Raw genomic sequence first — 18,104 nt, 5'->3', positions numbered from 1 at the left:
TGCCCGCACCCTGGCTGAACCCCAGATGCCCGCCGGAACCCATCCCGAACACCGTCGTCTTGTCGGTGTTGGAGTCGTACACCGACCATCCGCTGTCAGCATTCGGCGTATAGCCGGGCGGCGTGGTGGCGGAGCTGAGCTGGACGTCGAAGTAGTCACTGTCGATGCCGATGGCGACGCCGCCCCAGGTCTCGGTGTGGCCGACCGTGTACTGATGGATGCGCTGATGATCGGCCCAGTCACCGCTGGGGATCGCCGGATCGGAGACCGTGCTGCCGCCGCTGCCGGGGATGCTGGCGAAGTCGATGATGTCCGGCATCGTGGCCGAGGTGTAGTTCTTGACCAGGTCGCCGATGGTGCTGGACATGCTGCCGTAGACGCCGGCCTTGTAGCCGCGCGCGTGGAGCTCGGCGGCCCAGGCCGCTTCGAAGCCGACGACCAGCGAGCTGTCGCCGCCGCTGGTGGAGTAGGCCTCCATGTCATAGGTGATCTCGATCCCGGCGGGAAAGCCCAGGGCGGTGACCTCGTTGATCGCGTCGTCCGCTGCGGCGGTGCCCTGACTGGCCGAGGTGAGGGTCGCGCACCCGCAGCCGTTGCCCGGGCCCTGGAGTCCGACGTATATCGGCAGGAACCGCCATCCGGCCGCGGCCTGCTGGGAGACCCAGGCAGCGGTGAGGTTCGGCTGCGAGCACCCGCGGTTGGTGCCGCCGATGTAGATGCCGACCGCGGAGAACGGAGACGAGCTCTTCCACGCGCTCATGGAACTCGAGTCCGGCGCGGCGCAGGCGTCGAAGCCCTGGCCGGTGAAGTTGGTGCTGCCCGCCACGACGGAGTCGGCGGAGACCAGCGCACTCGCACGCGGGGGCGCGGCGCTGCCCGAAGTCGGCGGCGGCAACGCGGCACCGGCGAGGATCGACTGAGCCAGAGCGCGATCGGCACGGTAGGTGGCGGTGACCTGGAAGCCGTTCCCGGTGGCGACGAGTTCTTGGGCCGCGCGGTCTTCCGTGGTCCGCGGGGCCGCTGCGGACGCGGCCGCGGGCTGGATCACCAACGCCTCGGTCCGTCCGAGGACCCGCGCGGGACAGTCCTGCCGACCGCCCGGCGTCCCCAGATAGACAGCATGCTGATCGAAGCGGACACACGTGGAAGGCGCCTTGCCGAGGTCCACGACCGGCCACCTCGCCGGGACGGTGAACTGGTGGCCCAGGTAGCTGACAGTCTGCGTAGCGCTCTGCGACGGGCTCTCCGCCATCGCCGAGGCCCCGCCGGCGACGGCGGTCGTGGAGAGGGCGGCGCAGAGAGCGACCAGAGCCGCTGCGCGTCTACTGCGTTGAATCATGGTTCTTACTCCTTGCGGCGGAAAGGTGATGCCGGGAAGCGCGAAGCCCCTGGCTGGGGGAAAGCCAGGAGCTTCGCGGTCAGTGCGCCAGCTGGGCGTTCTCCGGCATGGCGGTATCCCCGATCGGCACTCGTGTCGGTGATCGTCTTCGGTCCGGCGACGCCGGCCCGGTGCGCCTCCCCGATGGCGTCCCGGGCCGGCAAGAAGAACTCTTCCAAGCTCCGGCCTGCGGCGGAAGGGAGAGTCTGCGGCACGAAGATGCGTGGCACCTTGCTGCCAATCCCGCCGCAGGTACCAGCCACCGACGATGCGGTCCAGCGGCGAGCCGCCTGCTCGGTCTCCCGATCTGCCAGACCCACGTGCTCGGCGGACTCGGAGACCTACTCCGCAGGACGGGCGACCCCGAGGGCGCGGTCCGTCTCTTGGCGGATTCCCAGGAACTGGCCCGGCAGATCGGTCACCGACTCGGGCAGGCCACGGCTTCGCCTGAGCGCGTCCGGCACGTCACGGCGCAGGTGGCGGAGACACTTCCTGGAACCGGCTGACATACCCCTCGCGCAGAACAGCGGATTCGGCGATCAGCGCGTCGAGATCATCGGAGCCGATCGGTTCCGGCACACCGGCCACGGCCCTCAGGTCCGCGAGCTGCCGGGCGGCTTCGAGATCCCCGAACGGCTGAGGGCTCGGCGGCTCGGGATCGTCCTCCAATATGCCAGCCAGGGAGTAGCCGGCCACGAGAACGTCGAAGCATCTCGACCCGCTCTCCTCCGGCTCGTTCCACGTCCGTACGACGTAGTCCGCGATCGAGAGCACGTCGACGAACCAGGCCGCGAGACCATCGGGTTCGTCATACGGCGCGTCGTCGGGACCGAGGATCTCGCGGAACCTGACCCCGAGCGCCTCCGCTTCGAAGGGAGCGGCACCGACGCTCGCCGCGCTTCCGAGAGCACGCGCCCGGCAGAAACCCTTGGAGTCGTCGATGAGCCGGCGCAAGCCCGGCACCCCGGCGGCGTCGGCCCGCTCGTCCTCCGCCAAGGCACTCGCCCGGTTCAGGCACAGCGTCGCGGCGAGCGCCCGCTGGTAGGGGGTGGCCTGGTCGACGAGATCTTGGACGAGGTCGTCGTCGAACATGCCACCCGTCTCCTAATCCCATACGAACTGTGATCGGCCCATCAGCTGGGTGCCGTCCGGCGCGGTTCTCATGCTGTTGCCGATCCGGGTCGCAGACCATGGTCCGACCATGCGGGCCGGGCCGATGCTAGCACTGAAGTCGTCGAACAACGCGTTCTGACACCAGGGGCAGACGGGCCGGTTGGCCGCGCCGGCGATCGGGGTCCAGCCTTGGCGTTTGATGTAGTCGAGGGCTGTGGCCTCGGCGTCGCCGGCCATGCGGTCGGCGGGGATCTCGTCGGGGCCGAGGGCGTCGCGGATGCGGCGGTCGAGGGTGCGGTCGCCGCTCCAGCCGACGACGCTGACCGTCTTCCCGTTCTGGTCGCGGGCCTGGATGATCGCCGTGGAGCGGCGGCCGCGGGCGCCCTGGGCCAGTTTGTCGTGCAGTTCGTCGACGCGGGCCTTGGTGAGGGCCGCGACGGCTTCGGGATCGCCGCAGTTGTGGACCAGGACCGGGGTGTCGCCGGCGATGACGAAGTAGGTGTGGAGGCCCTCGACGGTGAGGTCGTAGGTGACCAGGGGTCCGCCGTGCGGGTGAACGGCTTCGACCGTCGCCGTCGTGTCCGCGCCGGTCTGGAGCCGGTCGCCCGCGGGCAGGCGCCCGGCGTCGACGAAGGCTCCGGCGGTGTGGTCGTAGTAGGGGTGGTCGGCCGTTCCGGTGACGGTGCCGCCGTGAGTGCCGGCGCCGCCCACGACCACGTCGACGAAGTCGGTGTCGGTGGTGGTGACGTGGACCCGCTCCACGCGGTGGGTCTCGGTGCCGCCGCCGGGCGTGGCGTTCTCGATGAGGTCGCCGGCCCGGACGTCCTGGATCGCCTTGGCGGATCCGTCCGCCATCAGGACCTTGGTGGCCCCCGCGAAGCTGTGCTCGGGGCACGGCCCGGCGCCCGCGCCCGCTGCGAGTTCCTCGTCGACCGCCTGCCGGTAGAAGGTGTCGAGTGCCTTGCCGGGGTTCTGCAGGCCCAGATCCGAGAACTGGATGACGGGCTTCCCGGTCGGGCCGCGGACCGGGTTGCCGAGGGCGTCGGTCGGGGCGGAGCCGTAGGCGGGAGCACCCTGGGCGTCGGTGATGACCGGTGCGTACTCGAGGTCGAAGTCCTTCGCCTGGTCGCCGAAGCCGTGCTGGTCGAGCAGCGAGGGCAGGTCGCTGATGCTGACCGGTGGAGCGTTCGCGGTGGCGGGTGCGGAGGGCGGGAGCCAGTTCGGCGTGCTCGCCTTGGGCGGGGCGGCGCGCGTCGGGCGCGGGATGTCGCCACCCTGGTCGGCGGCGGGGGCCTGGGCGACCGGGACGACGTGGTCGATGGTGACCTTGCCGCCGCCGACGCGGGCCGTGGCCTTGCCGCCGTTGTTGACGGCGTCGGCGAACGCCTTCTGGCCGGGCGTCAGCGACGCTCCCGGAGGCGGCTGCACCTGGGCGGCGGCGTAGTCGCCGTTCGCCTCGGGGATCAGGCCGTTGAAACCCTGGCGCGGGTTCAGGTCGGCGGCCTTGGAGGCCGGCAGCCCGGACACCGTCTCGGGGTCCAGCGTCGCGGTCACCGGTGCCGGGAGCACGGGCGGCGGGGCGGCGGCACCGGCCGGTCCGGGCGCCGCACCTCCCGAGGGGGACGTCTGCGGGGTGCCGACCGGCTCGTAGGAGGGCGCTGACGGGGCCGGCGTGTCGCCGCCGGTCGGCGCGGCCTGGGTCTGCGCCGGCGGCGCGGTCAGCGCCTGCGGCTGGTCCTCGTCCCCGCCCGGGGCGGCCGTCTCGCCGCTCTGCGCCTCCTCCAGGTTCTCCAGCAGGTCGGCGATCTTGGCGAGCACCTGCTGGCGTTCGTCCTCGAGCTGCGAGATGTCGTTTTCCAGGGCGCTGACGGCGTCGTTGTGCTTCTGGACGTCCGCCTCGAGCTGCGTCTGGTCCGCGTCCGCCTTCTCCTGGTCGCCCTGCAGCTTGGTGGCCTTGCCGTTGAGCGCGGTGCTCTTGCTCTGGAGGTCGGCCTTCTGCGCGTCCAGCCGTTCCTTCTCGGCGTTGTAGGCGGCGTACGCCGCTTCCTCGTCCGGGAGGGTGAAGGTGTGGGGCTCGGCATTGTGCGCGGCGATGGCGTCGTTCAGCGCGTCGGCCTGGGATTTGAGGGCGTCGGCCTGCGCCTTGAGGTCCGCGGCCTGGGAGGCCAGCGAGTCCTCCCGCGTCTGGATGTCCCCCGCGCGCTGTTCCAGCGTTCCCTTCTCGTTCTGGAGCGCGTCAGCCTTCTGCTGGTCCTTCTGGACGTCGGCCTGGTACTGCTGGGCCGCCGCCTGGACCTGGGCGGGGCCGGAGGTGTCGAGCGGCGCCGGCATCGGCGGGGCCGGGCTCGGGGTCGGGCCGCTGAGGTGGTGCGCCGCGTGGGGTGTCGCGGAGGCCTGCGCGAGCGATGGCGCGGCACCGGTGCCGCCGGTGACTCCGGGGTGGGCCGCACCGGTCGCAGCCCGGGCCGGGCCGGCGGCCACCGTCATGGTCAGCGCCGCGGCGGCCAGGACCGCGACTGAACGGCGCAGCACTCCGCCGCGCTTGTCCGCCGTCCTGGTCACGGTCAACCGCCCACCCGGGCGGTGAGCTGATCGGCGACGGCCGCGACGCCCGCCTTGCCGTCACCGCCCTCGCAGATGGCCACCTGGACGATGTCCTTGCCCTTGAGCCGAGCCTGGCGGTAGCAGGCCCAGCCCCCGCCGGAGTCCTGCGAGGCCGTCCAGGCGATCGTGTCGGCGGTCGCGTTGTCGACCGAGTAGTTCCACTTCACAGAGTTCTTGTTCGCGTCGGTCCGGGTCGCGGACTGGCAGCCCTTCAACCCGTCGCCGAGCTTGCCGAACACGCCCGCGGCCTGGTCCGCGGCCCCGTAGACGCCGACGGTCTGGGTGAGGCTGTAGTCGCCGACGCCGGCGGAATCCTGATATGTGGTGGCCAGGAAGACGGTCCAGCCCTGCGGATAGCCCGACGCCGTCGCGGGTCCGGCGGCCACCGCGCACGAGGCCGGGTCGACGGCCAGCGCGGCCGGCGGCTGGTCGACCACGAGCCCCGCGACGACCGTGGTCCCGAGGACGCGGCTGGCCTCGTCCGGCGTCAGCACGGCGGCCTGGAGGGTGCCGGGCACGATGTGGCGGGGGTTGGCGGCGGCCGGGGCCTTCTCGTCCTTCGGCCAGAACGCCCACGTCGCACCGCCGGCGGCCACGAGCAGGACCAGCACCACGCCCAGCGCGACGACCGTCCGCCGGCGGCCCGCGGCCGGTTCGCTCGGTGCCGCGAATCCCGTGGGCGCCGTGGGCCCCGCGGGTCCGGTCGGCCCGATCGGCCCGGTCGGCACCGATGGCTCCTGGGGCTGGGAAGGTGCGTTCGACCGTCCGATGACCTGAAGCTGCTGCGTCGGCTGGTTCGCCGAGGATTCGCGTGACATGCCCGCCCCCTCATCCCCCGATGCTGAGTAACTCAGCCTACTGTCAATGAACAGCGATGTACATGGAATCCCGCAGACCGAGCGGGGAGAGGGTCCGCATCGAAGGGAGCAGGACGATACTCGGGAAACTCATCGGGGAGATCTGGCGACAGACAGGCCAACGGCATCGTCGGGGTCTACCGACGGCGCACCCTTCACCCACGGATCCCGACTCAGGATGCAGAGTCGGGATCGATCACCGGAATTCTCGGAGGTTGCGGACCAGCTCCCGCACCGCCCGGCTCCGGGCCGTGGCCGGCGTCGTGATCAGGACCAGCCGCCGGGTCGGCGGCTCGCCGTCCAGAGGGACCACGTCGACGCCGGGATGCGGGTCGGTCAGCGTCAGCTCCGGCAGCACCGCGAAGCCGATGCCCTTGGCGACCATCGAGAGCACCACGCCGTCGTCGGCGACGTCGATCCGGGTGGCGGGCAGCCAGTCCTGGCAGGTCCACCAGGCGCGGGTGTAGGAGGAGCAGTTCTCGGCCCAGTCGATGAGCGGGAGGCTGGTGACGTCGGTCCGGCCCTTGGGGCGCACCAGGAAGTACTGCTCGCGCAGCAGCTCCACGGCGGAGAGCCCGGGCAGGGGCTCCTCGTCCTCGGCGAGCGTGGCGATCCCCACGTCGGCCCGGCCGTCGGCGACTTCACCGGCCGTCCCCCGGCCGAGCTCCGGCACGATCAGCACCTTCGGCACCACACCGGGGAAGCGGGCGGCGAGGTTCTCGAGGGCGGGCGGCAGAAGGTACGCCGCGGCGCTGCGGAAGGCGGCGATGCGCACTGTGCCGGTCACCGTCCCGGCCGCCGCGTCGCGCGACTCCGTCACCAGCACCTCGTACTGGCGCAGGATCTGCCGGGCGTGGACCACGGCGCGTTCCCCGGCCGCTGTCGGGCGCGCGCCGCGGCGGCCGCGGTCGAAGAGCACGACGCCGATCCGGCGCTCGGCGGAGCCCACGGCGTGCGAGACTGCCGACTGGGTCAGGCCGAGCTTCTCGGCGGCCGCGGTGAAGCTGCCGGTCTCCGCGACGGCGAGCAGGAGCCGGAGGTCCTGCGGTGTGAGCTCGGTGCCGGCCATGATCGCAGTCTACCCGGCTTCCATGAGCAGCTTTCATGGAAGCGGCGTTTCCATCGAAGCCGGCGTCTGCCGGAGGCCCTCCGGCCGGCCCTACTGTCGTGGCGGCAAGATCCTTCCAGCGCAGAATTCGGAGCCGCGACCATGGCCGCCACTTATACCGCCGTCCACCCCGTGCGCCGTCCCGAGGGCCGGCCGGCCCGGGACGACTTCGCCTTCGTCACCGGGACGATCCCGGGACTCCAGGACGGTCAGGTCCTGGTGGAGAACCTGTTGCTGTCCGTCGACCCGTACATGCGCGAGGCGCTGGAGTTCGAGGACTGGCAGGAGGGCTTCGGCATGGAGGGCCGGACTCTCGGCCGGGTCGTCGCGTCGCGGGAGCCGAGCCTGCCGGTCGGCGCGATCGTCTTTCACCGCCATGGTTGGAGCACCCACGCGATCCTGGGCCCCCGGGACACCCGCCGGATCGTGGAGCCGGCCGACGGCGTCCCGCTGAGCGCGTACCTGGGCATCCTCGGCGGCACGGGCCTGACCGCGTACGTCGGCCTGACCCGCGTCGCCAAACTCCAGCCCGGCGAGGACCTGTTCGTGTCGGCGGCGGCCGGGGCGGTCGGCAGCGCGGTCGGGCAGATCGCCCGCGTACTGGGCGCGCGCCGCATCGTCGGCAGCGCGGGCTCGGCGGCGAAGGTGGACCGCCTGGTCCAGGAGCTCGGCTTCGACGCCGCTTTCGACTACCACGGCGGCGACCTCTCGAAGAAGCTCGCCGAGGCCGCACCCGACGGCGTCGACGTGTACTTCGACAACGTCGGCGGCGACCATCTCGAAGCGGCGATCGACGGCCTCCGCGAGTTCGGCCGGATCGCCTGGTGCGGGGCGATCGCGCAGTACGACTCCCTCCGGACCCCGCCCGCGGCCCCCCGCAACCTGTTCGACGTGGTGGGCAAGCGGATCCGGCTGGAGGGCTTCCTGGTCAGGGACCACGGGGACGTGCGCCCGGAGTTCGAGGACTTCATCACGCCGCACCTGCGCTCGGGCGCGGTGCGGGTCGACGAGACGGTGGTCGACGGGTTCGAGAACATCGTGGACGCGTTCCTGGGCCTGCTGGCCGGGGAGAACACGGGGAAGATGCTCGTGCGGGCGGGATCCTGAGACCCGCCCGCACGACGCCGGCCGGCCGGGCGGGGGCTGAGTCAGCGGCTTGACCGAGCGGGGCCGGCCGACCGGAACGCGCTTCAGGTCCGCCTGGTCCGGGCGCGGGCGCGGGCCCGCGCCCAGACGGCCTTGCCCATGCCGAACAGCGTCGGTGCCACCAGCATCAACGTCGCGATCTCGGCCAGCACGCTGATCGAGGACTGCGGCGAGGGCTCCCAGCCGTGTTCCGTGAACCCGAACACGCCGATCGTGCGCGATCCGGCGAAGCCGGCCAGCGCCCCGGCGGCCGCGCCCGCGGCGACGAGCCGCAGCAGGGCCGGGCCCCCGAGCAGGACCAGCGCCGCCAGCGCGAAGGAGACGCTGGCCTGGAAGATGAACATGACGCCGATGACGTGGATGAAGCGATAGCCGGTCACATAGAGCTGCGCGTGGATGGAGGCGCTGACCGCCAGGGTGGCGGCGATCGCGACGCGCAGGGCGGCCTCGATCAGGGTTCTGCGGTTCATGCCAGCCTCTGGTCGGTGACGGCCAATGCCGAGGTGCCCGTCTTGTAGGTCACGGTCCGGATGCCGAGGGCTTCCTTGAGGTGCCCGGCCGGCAGGACCTGCGGGGTCGGCGCCGGGGCCCGGCCGGGAGCCGGGAGCGGATAGGCGGTGGTCGTGGCGGAGTGGAAGGTGACGTTGCCCTCGGTCTTGCTGAACAACTGGTGGACGTGGCCGTTGAGGCAGGTCACCGAGCCGAAGCGCTGGAGGAGGTTCAGGACCTGCAGGGAGTCGTCGGTGCTCCAGCCCCACTCCGGATACATGGCGAACAGCGGGATGTGGCTGAAGACCACGATGGGGGTGTCCGAGCGCAGGCCGGCGACGTCCTTGCGGACGAACTCGATCTGGTCGGGGCCGAGATGGCCGAGCTTCTCCAGGCTCAGGGTGTTGACCAGCGCGATGAAGTGCACGCCGTGGGTGTCGAAGGAGTACCAGCCGTCGCCGCTGGTGGCGGCGCCGAACGTCTGGCGGTAGGCGCGACCGGAGTCGCCGACCGAGTCGTGCTCGCCGGGGACGGTGAACGTCCGGTCGGTCCGGATGCCGCCCAGCATCTGCTTGACCTGGTCGAACTGCGCGGGGGTGGACGTGTGGGTCAGATCGCCGGTGTGCATGACGAACTGCGGCCGGAACCCCAGGGCGTTGACCTGGCCGATGGCGTCGGTGAACGACGCGGTGACGTCCGTGTTGGCCGGTCCGGTGAAGCCGATGTGGCTGTCGGAGATCTGCACGAAGCGCAGGGCGCCGGCGTCCGCGGCCGTGGCGGCGGCGGCCGCGCTGTCCTTGTCGTGGGCGACATGGCTGATCACCTCGCCGCCGGTGACGGTGAGGACCACGGCCGACCCGAACCAGCCGGCGTGGCGCAGGAGCTGGCGGCGGGTCATGCCGTCGGGGCCGGGCGCGTCCTCGGGAGTCCCGGAGAGGTCGAGCGTGGCGTCGTCGGTCACGGCGTCACCGTCACGGTCGCGGTCATGAACGGGTGGATCGTGCACAGATAGGAGTAGGTACCGGGAGTGGTGAACGTGTACGAGAACGTCTCGCCGGTGCCCAATGCCTTCGACTGCAGCGGCCCGCCCGAGCCCTGACTGGTCACGGTGTGCGCGTCGGCGTCCTTGTTGGTCCACGTCACCGTGGTGCCGGCCTTCACCGTCAGCGCGGCCGGGGAGAACGCGAAGCCGGTGATCGCCACGGCGTTCCCGGCCACCGGTGCGGCCGGCGCGGCGCCGGTGCCGGACGTCGTCGCCATGGTCATCCCCGGCATCGACGAGGCGCCGGTCGTCACCGGTCCGGTGCCGGTCGCCCCCGGCGCCCCGGCCAGCGTCTGCCCGCCGCCCGGCTGGATGCCGGTGGAGGAGGATGCGGCGGGATGGGACGACCCGCTGCCGCAGGCGCTCGCCAGCAGGACGGCGGCCAGCACCACCGGCCCGAGAACTCTGGGGTTCATAAGAATTCGACTCCTGGTTTCCTGTGCTCGATCTCGACCGGGGGCGCGTGATGACCGCCGGCCGGTGCGGGATGCGGGCGCACCGGCCGGCGCCCCGAAGAGGAATAGCCGCGGGGGTTACAGCGGTGGCGTGTAACCCGGGTCCCTATCTGTCTGTGCAGGGATCCGATCACCGACGGCCCTCTACGATGGGGTGTGAGCAGTGGGCGTTTGGCACGTCTTGTCAGAGCTCTGGGATACGGCATGACCGCCGCGTCGCCGGAGCCGTCCGGCCCGCCCGGGCTGCCCGGACCCGCCGGCCCGGTCGGCCGGCCCGGCCAGCCCCGCACCCTGCCCAGCGCCGTGTACCCGAACTGGGAGGCGATCTACTCCGACAACGTCGGACGCATCTACCGCCTCATGTACTCCAAAGTCGGCAACCGCCACGACGCCGAGGACCTGACGTCCCAGGTGTTCCTGACCGCTCTCGGACCGCTGCGCACGACCGCCAGCGTCGGCGAGGTGCGCTCCTATCTGCTGGCGACGGCGCGCACGGTGCTCGCCACCCACTGGCGCTCGACGCTGGGCCACCAGGTCACCGTGATCGACGTCGACGCCGTCGACCTGGAAGACTTCACCGGACCGGGCTCGGACGAGCGGTCCGGGCCGACGGCCGAGCAGATCGGAACGATCCTGTCCGGTCTCCCGGAGCGGCACCGCGCCATCCTGACCCTCCGCTTCCTCCGGGGATACTCGATCAAGGCCGCGGCCGCCGAACTCGGGGTGACGGTGTCCAACGCCAAAGTCCTGCAACACCGCGCCCTGAGGCGCGCCGCTGGACTCGACAAGGAAGGGGATGCGTCGTGAAGCGCCCGATCGACCGCTACGTGGACAGCCTGCTGCGCCGGCGCCGCCCCAAGCCCTTCGCGCCCACCGAGGACGACATCGCCGTCGCCCGCGCCGCCATCGACCTGGCCGCCGCGGTACCCGACGCGCAACGTCCGCGCGAGGCGTTCGTCGAGGAGCTGCGCCGGCGCCTCTCCGAGCAGGAGGACACGCCGCAGCCGGCCCCCGCGCCGCCGGCGGCCTACCGTCCGCGCGGTCGCCGCCGCTTCCTCGCCGCCACCGCCCTGACCGCGACCGGCGTGGCGGCAGTTGTCGCCGTGGACCGTGCGGTCACCGGCTCCGGGTCACCGGCCGGCCCCGTCGACGCCGAGGGCGACCTGACGCCGGACGTCGGCGGCTGGCAGACCGTCGCCCGGGACGCCGACCTCCCCGAGGGGGCGGTGCTGCCGTTCGACCTCGGTGCCGTCACCGGTTTCGTGCGGCGGGTGTCGGGCCGTCTGCAGGCTGTATCAGGGGTCTGCACGCACCAGGGCTGCCGGCTCCGTGTCGACACGCCGCGCGAACAGCTCGCCTGCCCCTGCCACGGCGCCACGTTCACCCTGGCCGGGGCTCCGCTGACGCGGCCGCACGGAAGCCGTCCGCTGCCCGCGCTGCCCCGGCTGCCGGTGCGGATCGAGGGCGGTCAGGTGCAGGTCTACGGGCCGGCGCCGGGGTCGGAGCCCGCCGCCGGCGAGAACCAGACGGGGCCGGCTAGGAGCTGAGCGGATCCCCGAGCGCCTGGATCCGCTGCCGGATCGCGTCGACGCGCAGGCTGCCGATCTCGACGGACTCCTCGTACGCCTGCTTCCACAGCTCGCGGGCCTCGTCGAAGCGCCCCTCGGCCTTGAGCGTGTCGCCGAGCCCGACCAGCGCGACCGCGTGGTCGTAGCGGTTCCCGAGCGCGGCGGTCCGCTCGGCCTGCTCGCTGTAGCTGGACCGCGCCAGCTCGATCTCGCCCAGCGCCAACCGCATCTCGCCGATGTCGCCGAGCAGGATGCAGACCGCGCGGCGTTCGTCGTTCGCCCGCGCCTCGGCCAGCGCCGGCTCGAAGAAGCGCAGCGCGGCCTTCGGGTCGCCGAGGTGGGCGTGGGCGACGCCCAGGTTCACGCCGCAGATCATCACGCGGCGGCGGTCGCCGAAGGACTCGTTCAGGACCAGGCTGCGCTCCAGGGCGCTGATCGCTTCGTGGTGGCGGCCGCGGAGGTTGTCGAGGACGCCCTTCTCCAGCAGCGCCCAGCCCTCGCACCGGGCGTCCCGCAGGTCGCGATAGATGGCCAGCGCCTCGTCGATGCAGGCCCCTGATTCCTCGCGCCGGTCCAGGTACTGGAGCGGACCGGCCGCCAGCAGCAGGTGCCAGCCGAGCACGGACTTGTCGCCGCGCGAACGGGCGGCGTCCAAGGCCAGCTGGTTGGCCTCCAGGTGCTCCGCCATGCGGAAGCGCACCTTGCGGTACTGCCCGGTCGCGATGGGCAGCTGCCAGACCACCTCGTAGAGGTCCGCCGACGCGGCCGCCCGGTGGACGGCGACGAGGTTCTCCCGCTCGGCGTCGAACCAGGCCATGGCGGCGTCGTAGGAGTCGAAGACCGGCGGTGCCAGGTCGCCGGGGTCGGGATCGGCGAGGTCGGGCAGGGCGGGGGTGTCCATGGCCGACGCGGCGCTGCGCGCGGCGAGCAGGAACCACCGGGACAGGCGCGCGAGGGCGCCCGCGCGGTCGAAGGACGCGCCGTCCGCCACGACTTCGGAGGCGTAGGCGCGGACGAGGTCGTGCACCTCGAACCGGTCCGAGACCCGCTCCCGGGCCAGGCTCGCCAGGACCAGCTCCTCCAGCGCCTCCTCGGCCTGGGCGACGCCGCCGCCGGTCACCGCCGCGATCGCCGGGGCCGTGTAGTCGGCCCCCGGATGGACGCCGATCGCCCCCAGCGCGGCCCGGGCACCGTCGGACAGGCCGTGGAAGGACAGGTCCAGCACCGAACGCAGCGACCGGTCGCCCGCGCGGATCGCGTCCAGCCCCCGCGCGCGCAGCACGCCGGCCGCTTCCGCGAGGCCCCAGGCCGGACGGGCCCGCAGCCGGGCCGCGATCAGCGCCACCGCCAGCGGCAGCCCGCCGACGGCCGCGAGGATCTCGTCGGCCGCCTCCGGCTCGGCGGCGATCCGTTCCCGTCCGACCACCTTGACGAGCAGCTCCAGCGCCTCCTCGCGGCTGAAGACGTCCAGGGCGAACAGCCGCGCGCCGTCGAGCTCGGCCAGCGAGCGCCGGCTGGTGACCACCACGGCACAGGACGGCGACGCTGGAATCAGGTCCCTGATCTGCTCGGCCCCGGCCGCGTCGTCGAGGATCAGCACGGCGTCCCGGCCGTGCAGCCGGTCGCGGAACATCGCCGCCCGCTCGTCGAGCCCGGCCGGGATCTGCCGCGCCGGCACCTGGAGCGCCCGCAGCAGCCCGTCCAGCACCTGGGCCGGATCGGCGGGCGGCCGTTCGGGATCGAAGCTGTGCAGGTTCACGTAGAGCTGCGCGTCCCGGAACCGTCCCTCGTCGGCGAGCCGGCCGACGGCGTGCAGCGCCAGCTGGGTCTTGCCGACGCCGCCCATGCCCTCGATCGCGGAGATCACGACGGTGGTCCCGGTGCGCCGGGCGGCGTCGACCGCGGCCGTCAGACCGGCCAGCTCGCGCTCCCGGCCGGTGAACGTGGCGACCCCGGCGGGCAGCTGCCGCAGGACGCCGGCCGCCGGACCGCTCTTGGCCTCGGCGTGGACGCGGACGCACGCGGCCCGCCAGCGCGCGACGTCCGCCTCGCTCAGCCCCAGCGCGCGCACGACGCCGGTCACGAGGTCGATGTCGAGCCAGCGGCGCCGGTCCTGGAACACGTCCCCGATGGTGGTGTGCGGCAGAACCTGCGGCGGCCGCATGAGCGGCCCGACCCGCTTGGCCAGGGTCCGGTAGGACGGTCCGCCGGCCCAGAGCCGCAAGCGGACCAGGGCACTGATGAACTCCGGCAGGTCGCGCGCTTCGCCGGGGTCGGGCGCCGCGTTCACATCCATGGCGGTGGAACTCCAGAACTCAGTTCTAGTAAAGCTTCCTTATAAGTTCTTGACGGGTGTCGCCACCCTGCGCGAACGTAGCATCAAGGCGGCTTGGCGCGGCGTCCTGCCGAGACTCGGCAGACGTGACGCGCTCAGCGTGAACCTCTCTGACCCGGCCGCGACATCGACGAACCGTTTTCGGGAGCCGCCGTGTCCGCTGCCACCATCCGCCCCGCCCTCTGCCTGGCCCTGCTGTCGGCGTTGCTGTTCGCCGCGCCGGGGAGATCGGCCCCCGCCGCGTCGGCCGCACCCGCCGCCACGCCGTCCGCGGCGGGACTCCCCCGCCCGGACCACGTCGTCGTGGTCATCGAGGAGAACCACGGTTACTCCGAGATCATCGGGAGCTCATCAGCCCCCTACATCAACGGGCTCGCCTCCCAGGGCGCCTCGTTCACCCAGTCGTTCGCCGAGACGCACCCCAGCGAGCCGAACTACCTGGCGTTCTTCTCCGGGTCGACGCAGGGCGTCACCGACGACAGCTGCCCGAACAACTTCTCGGGGGCGAATCTGGGCTCTGAGCTGATCGCGGCGGGGCTGGGGTTCAAGGGGTACTCCGAGTCGATGCCGTCGAACGGGTACACCGGCTGCGACTCCGGGACCTACGCGCGCAAGCACAACCCGTGGGTCATGTTCAGCAACGTCCCGGCCGCCGACAACCTCACGTTCAGCTCGTTCCCCACGGACTTCAGCACGCTGCCCCCGGTCTCGATCGTCGTGCCCAACCTGGACGACGACATGCACGACGGAACGGTTCAGCAGGGCGACACGTGGTTGAAGAACCACATGGACGCCTACGCGCAGTGGGCCAAGACTCACAACAGCGAGCTGATCCTCACCTGGGACGAGGACGAGGACAGCGGCGGGAACAACCGGATCGCGACGGTCATGGTCGGCGCCAACGTCAAGAGCGGCGCCTACAGCGAGCACATCAACCACTACAACGTGCTGCGCACGCTCGAGGACTTCTACGGGCTCTCCTACGCCGGCGCCAGCGCCTCGGCCACGCCGATCACCGACGCCTTCACCACGGGGAACCAGAACTCCGTCACCGTGACCAACCCGGGCGCACAGAGCGGCACCGTCGGTACCGCCGCTTCACTCCAGATCTCCGCCACCGACTCGGCCGCGGGTCAGACCCTCACCTACGCGGCGACGGGACTTCCGACCGGCCTGGCGATCGACGCGGCGACCGGTTCGATCTCCGGCACGCCCTCGGCCGCCGGCACCTTCAGCGTCACGGTGACCGCGACCGACACGACCGACGCCAGCGGGTCCGCGACCTTCTCGTGGACGATCGCTCCCACCGGAGGCGGCTCGGCGATCGTCAACGGCGGCTTCGAGACCGGCGACTTCACCGGCTGGACCCGCTCCGGGACGACAGCCGTCGTCGGCTCGCCGGTCCACTCCGGCACCCACGCGGTGCTGCTGGGATCGTCCAAGCCCACCAACGGCGACTCCAAGGTCGCCCAGACCTTCACCGCGCCGGCCGGGTCGAGCAAGGTGTCGTTCTGGTACAACCTGAACTGCCCGGACGACGTCCAGTACGACTGGGCCACGGCCAAGCTCAAGGACAACACCACCGGGACCACCAGCACGGTCCTGGCCAAGACCTGCACCGTGGGCGCCGGATGGAAGCAGGTGACCAAGAGCATCACCGCCGGCCACTCCTACACGCTCACGCTGATCTCGCACGATGAGAACAACCCAGGCGACGCCACCGACACGACGTATGACGATGTGACAGTGAGCTGATTCATCGCCGATTCACCTCCGGCGGCCGCCCGCGTCACCGCGCGGGCGGCCGCCGGAACCCGGCGTGCCGGCGGACGTCCTCGGGCTTGCCGGGGACCGTCGCCGCCTCCAGGCCGACGACGGCGAGTCCGCCGGTCGCGCTCGTCACCGATCTGCCCCGGCCGGCAGCGGTGCCCGCAGGACGGTGAACCTCCGGGTGATCTCGAAGTCCGTCTTCAGATACAGCTCGCCCGCCGCCGACTTCTCGCCCGTCCACAGGAACCACGCGCCGTGCGCACCCGACCCGGCCATCCGTTCCAGCGTCAGGTGCAGCAGCACTTTCCCGAGCCCTGTCCCCCGCGCGGCCGGCAGGACGCCGAAGGGCCCGAACCGGTCGATCACGCCCTCGTACGTCCCGTGCATCGCCCACCCCAGCATCGCGCCGCCGGGTTCGCGCGCCACCACGATGCGGTCCAGCGGCATCCCGGCCACCACGGCCTCCCGGATCGCCCGCGCCCAGTCCGGGTTGAAGTCGGCGCCCGCGATCGAGATCAGCGTGGTCAGCTCGTCGTCGGCCGGCGTGCCGAACCGGTATCCCCCGCCCTCCAGTGCCTCGATCCGCTCGCGCACCTCGGCCGGCACCGCGTAGCCGACCAGGCTGCGGTCCATCGCGACCGCGTCGTACTGCTTCGCGAACCCCAGCCCGGTCAGCAGCCGCAGCGCGTGGGGATAGCGGGCAACGTCAAGTCCCGGCAAGAAGTAGTTCGGCGTATACGACGAGAAGAACACCTCGGACCGTCCCAGCGCCCGGAGCCACTCCATCGCCGCGGCTACCAGCTCACGGCCCAGCCCGCGCCCCCGGAACCCCGGCCGGACGAAGAAGAACGGGATCCACCCGGACGCGGGCTGCAGGTCATCCCCCTGCGCCGCGATCAGCCGCCGCACGGCGTAAGCCGCCCCGGCCACTTCCCCGTCGACCACCGCGACCTGCAACCCGGCGGGATCGAAGTTGCGGTCGAGCAGGAACAGGTCCCGGAATCGCCGGTATGTCATCGGATCGGCCGGCGCGGCAGCCGTCCACGCCGCGGCCAGCCGCGGGCCGTCGCCGACCTGGAACGAACGGATCATGACGCCATAGCCTCGCCGATCCGGTCGACGAGGTCCAGGGCCTGAGCCGGCACCCGCCGCATCGGCCGCGGTGACCACGGCCGCGGCCTCCGCCGCTGGAGCGCACGGCGCGGCCAGGTCACCCGGGTCGCGGCCGGCGGCCGGTTCGGCGTCGCGGTCCCGCTGACCATCCTGCCGGTCGGGGACGCGGTCACCGTGTGACCGGGCCGAGGCGCCGGCCGGTCGCTACGTCCGCTCCCCCAGCCGGGCCGGCACCACGTCGAACGTCACCCGCCGGCCCTCCCGCTGCACCTCGACCGGCGTCGGCTTGCCGATCAACGCGGCGTCGAGCAGGTCGAACAGCGCGGCGTGACCGTCGATCTCCTGCCCGGCCAGGCTCAGGACGACGTCGCCGGGGAGGAACGGGCTGTCCTGGGCTCCCACCTTCGTCACGATCTCGCGCTTGGCCGTGCGGCCGTCCACCTCGACGTCCCGCGCGTGCACCGCGATCCCGAGCGCGGCGCGGGTGACGCGGCCGTCGGCGATCAGCTGCGGGACGATGCGCGCCACGGTGGCCGCCGGCACCGCGAACGCCATGCCCTGGGCGTCGTCGCGGATCATGGTGTTGACGCCGACCACCTCGCCGTCCAGGTCGACCAGCGGGCCGCCGGAGTTGCCGGGGTTCACCGCGGCGTCGGTCTGGATGAGGCGCTGCAGGGGGCGGGCGTGCTGCGGCGACTGCAGCTGGCGGGACAGGCCGCTGACGATCCCGACCGACACCGACTCCGGGTAGTCGCCGAGCGGGTTGCCCATCGCGAGCACGAACTCCCCGAGCCGGACCGGCTTCTCGCGCAGCACCAGGCGGGTCTCGTGGGGCTCGGACAGCTCGACCACGGCCAGGTCGGTGAGCGGGTCCCGGCCCAGGATCCTGATCGGCTGCGTCGGGTAGCCGTGGATGGCGGCGGTCCAGGTGAACCCGTCCTCCTGGTCCACGACGTGGTTGTTGGTCACGACGTGGCAGGCGTCGTCCAGGACGAAGCCGGAGCCGGCGGTCCAGGTGCCCGCGCCCTTCTCGCCGCGGATGGCGACGACGCTCGGCATCACCCGCTCGATCAGGTCGGCCAGGCCGCCGCTGAACGCGGCCATCGCGGATACGGCGGTCATCGCC

The 18,104-nt window shown here is 72.2% G+C and carries 15 protein-coding genes; 4 read left to right on the top strand and 11 right to left on the bottom strand.

Features of this window, described 5'->3' with window-relative positions; translation table 11 throughout:
• The 5 genes from ABD466_RS34995 to ABD466_RS34975 all read right to left on the bottom strand — a co-directional run.
• Nucleotides 1-1,339: DUF1906 domain-containing protein (locus tag ABD466_RS34995; protein WP_344661533.1), on the bottom strand; the 1,339-nt coding region annotated here is incomplete at its 3' end.
• A gap of 504 nt (nucleotides 1,340-1,843) precedes the next feature.
• Nucleotides 1,844-2,470 (bottom strand): hypothetical protein, encoded by a 627-nt coding sequence (locus ABD466_RS34990; protein WP_344661532.1) that lies wholly within the window; start codon nucleotides 2,468-2,470, stop codon nucleotides 1,844-1,846.
• A gap of 12 nt (nucleotides 2,471-2,482) precedes the next feature.
• Nucleotides 2,483-5,053 (bottom strand): polymorphic toxin-type HINT domain-containing protein, encoded by a 2,571-nt coding sequence (locus tag ABD466_RS34985; protein ID WP_344661531.1) that lies wholly within the window; start codon nucleotides 5,051-5,053, stop codon nucleotides 2,483-2,485.
• A gap of 2 nt (nucleotides 5,054-5,055) precedes the next feature.
• On the bottom strand, nucleotides 5,056-5,823 hold the full coding sequence (locus ABD466_RS34980) for a sensor domain-containing protein (protein ID WP_344661530.1): 768 nt from the start codon (nucleotides 5,821-5,823) through the stop codon (nucleotides 5,056-5,058).
• 325 nt (nucleotides 5,824-6,148) lie between these two features.
• Nucleotides 6,149-7,021: a LysR family transcriptional regulator gene (locus tag ABD466_RS34975; protein WP_344661529.1), complete on the bottom strand. Its 873-nt coding sequence runs from the start codon at nucleotides 7,019-7,021 to the stop codon at nucleotides 6,149-6,151.
• 141 nt (nucleotides 7,022-7,162) lie between these two features.
• Here ABD466_RS34975 and ABD466_RS34970 point away from each other — a divergent pair, with 141 nt between their 5' ends.
• The gene (locus ABD466_RS34970) at nucleotides 7,163-8,167 is read left to right on the top strand and encodes an NADP-dependent oxidoreductase (protein ID WP_344661528.1); all 1,005 of its coding nucleotides are present in this window, start codon (nucleotides 7,163-7,165) and stop codon (nucleotides 8,165-8,167) included.
• 83 nt (nucleotides 8,168-8,250) lie between these two features.
• On the opposite strand, the gene ABD466_RS34965 is transcribed toward ABD466_RS34970, so the two are convergent.
• Genes ABD466_RS34965 through ABD466_RS34955 form a run of 3 tightly spaced genes read right to left on the bottom strand, consistent with a single transcriptional unit; the run spans nucleotide 8,251 to nucleotide 10,153 of the window.
• Nucleotides 8,251-8,676 (bottom strand): hypothetical protein, encoded by a 426-nt coding sequence (locus ABD466_RS34965; RefSeq protein ID WP_344661527.1) that lies wholly within the window; start codon nucleotides 8,674-8,676, stop codon nucleotides 8,251-8,253.
• Nucleotides 8,673-9,593: a metallophosphoesterase family protein gene (locus tag ABD466_RS34960; protein ID WP_344661537.1), complete on the bottom strand. Its 921-nt coding sequence runs from the start codon at nucleotides 9,591-9,593 to the stop codon at nucleotides 8,673-8,675. The genes ABD466_RS34965 and ABD466_RS34960 overlap by 4 nt, the downstream gene beginning before the upstream one ends.
• A gap of 59 nt (nucleotides 9,594-9,652) precedes the next feature.
• Nucleotides 9,653-10,153, bottom strand: coding sequence for a cupredoxin domain-containing protein (locus ABD466_RS34955; RefSeq protein WP_344661526.1), 501 nt, complete (start codon nucleotides 10,151-10,153; stop codon nucleotides 9,653-9,655).
• A gap of 243 nt (nucleotides 10,154-10,396) precedes the next feature.
• On the opposite strand from ABD466_RS34955, the gene ABD466_RS34950 reads away from it, so the two are divergent.
• Nucleotides 10,397-10,999: an RNA polymerase sigma factor gene (locus ABD466_RS34950; RefSeq protein ID WP_344661525.1), complete on the top strand. Its 603-nt coding sequence runs from the start codon at nucleotides 10,397-10,399 to the stop codon at nucleotides 10,997-10,999.
• Nucleotides 10,996-11,739 carry a Rieske (2Fe-2S) protein gene (locus tag ABD466_RS34945; RefSeq protein WP_344661524.1) on the top strand — a complete coding sequence of 248 codons (744 nt, stop codon included), beginning with the start codon at nucleotides 10,996-10,998 and terminating at the stop codon, nucleotides 11,737-11,739. The genes ABD466_RS34950 and ABD466_RS34945 overlap by 4 nt, the downstream gene beginning before the upstream one ends.
• Here the strand turns inward: ABD466_RS34945 and ABD466_RS34940 are convergent.
• Complete coding sequence (locus ABD466_RS34940; RefSeq protein ID WP_344661523.1) at nucleotides 11,729-14,056, bottom strand: ATP-binding protein; 2,328 nt, start codon at nucleotides 14,054-14,056, stop codon at nucleotides 11,729-11,731. The two genes, ABD466_RS34945 and ABD466_RS34940, sit on opposite strands and share 11 nt — an antisense overlap.
• A gap of 192 nt (nucleotides 14,057-14,248) precedes the next feature.
• Here ABD466_RS34940 and ABD466_RS34935 point away from each other — a divergent pair, with 192 nt between their 5' ends.
• Nucleotides 14,249-15,850: an alkaline phosphatase family protein gene (locus ABD466_RS34935; protein WP_344661522.1), complete on the top strand. Its 1,602-nt coding sequence runs from the start codon at nucleotides 14,249-14,251 to the stop codon at nucleotides 15,848-15,850.
• A gap of 144 nt (nucleotides 15,851-15,994) precedes the next feature.
• Here the strand turns inward: ABD466_RS34935 and ABD466_RS34930 are convergent, their stop codons facing one another.
• Both ABD466_RS34930 and ABD466_RS34925 read right to left on the bottom strand, forming a co-directional pair.
• Nucleotides 15,995-16,957 carry a GNAT family N-acetyltransferase gene (locus ABD466_RS34930; protein WP_344661521.1) on the bottom strand — a complete coding sequence of 321 codons (963 nt, stop codon included), beginning with the start codon at nucleotides 16,955-16,957 and terminating at the stop codon, nucleotides 15,995-15,997.
• Nucleotides 16,958-17,182: 225 nt separating this feature from the next.
• Nucleotides 17,183-18,100 carry a S1C family serine protease gene (locus ABD466_RS34925; RefSeq protein ID WP_344661520.1) on the bottom strand — a complete coding sequence of 306 codons (918 nt, stop codon included), beginning with the start codon at nucleotides 18,098-18,100 and terminating at the stop codon, nucleotides 17,183-17,185.
• Nucleotides 18,101-18,104: the final 4 nt, after the last annotated feature.

This window comes from Catenulispora subtropica (assembly GCF_039531675.1).
GTDB lineage: Bacteria > Actinomycetota > Actinomycetes > Streptomycetales > Catenulisporaceae > Catenulispora > Catenulispora subtropica.
The sequence above is the reverse complement of the archived record's forward strand: the minus strand, read 5'-3'. Positions and strand labels throughout refer to the sequence as shown.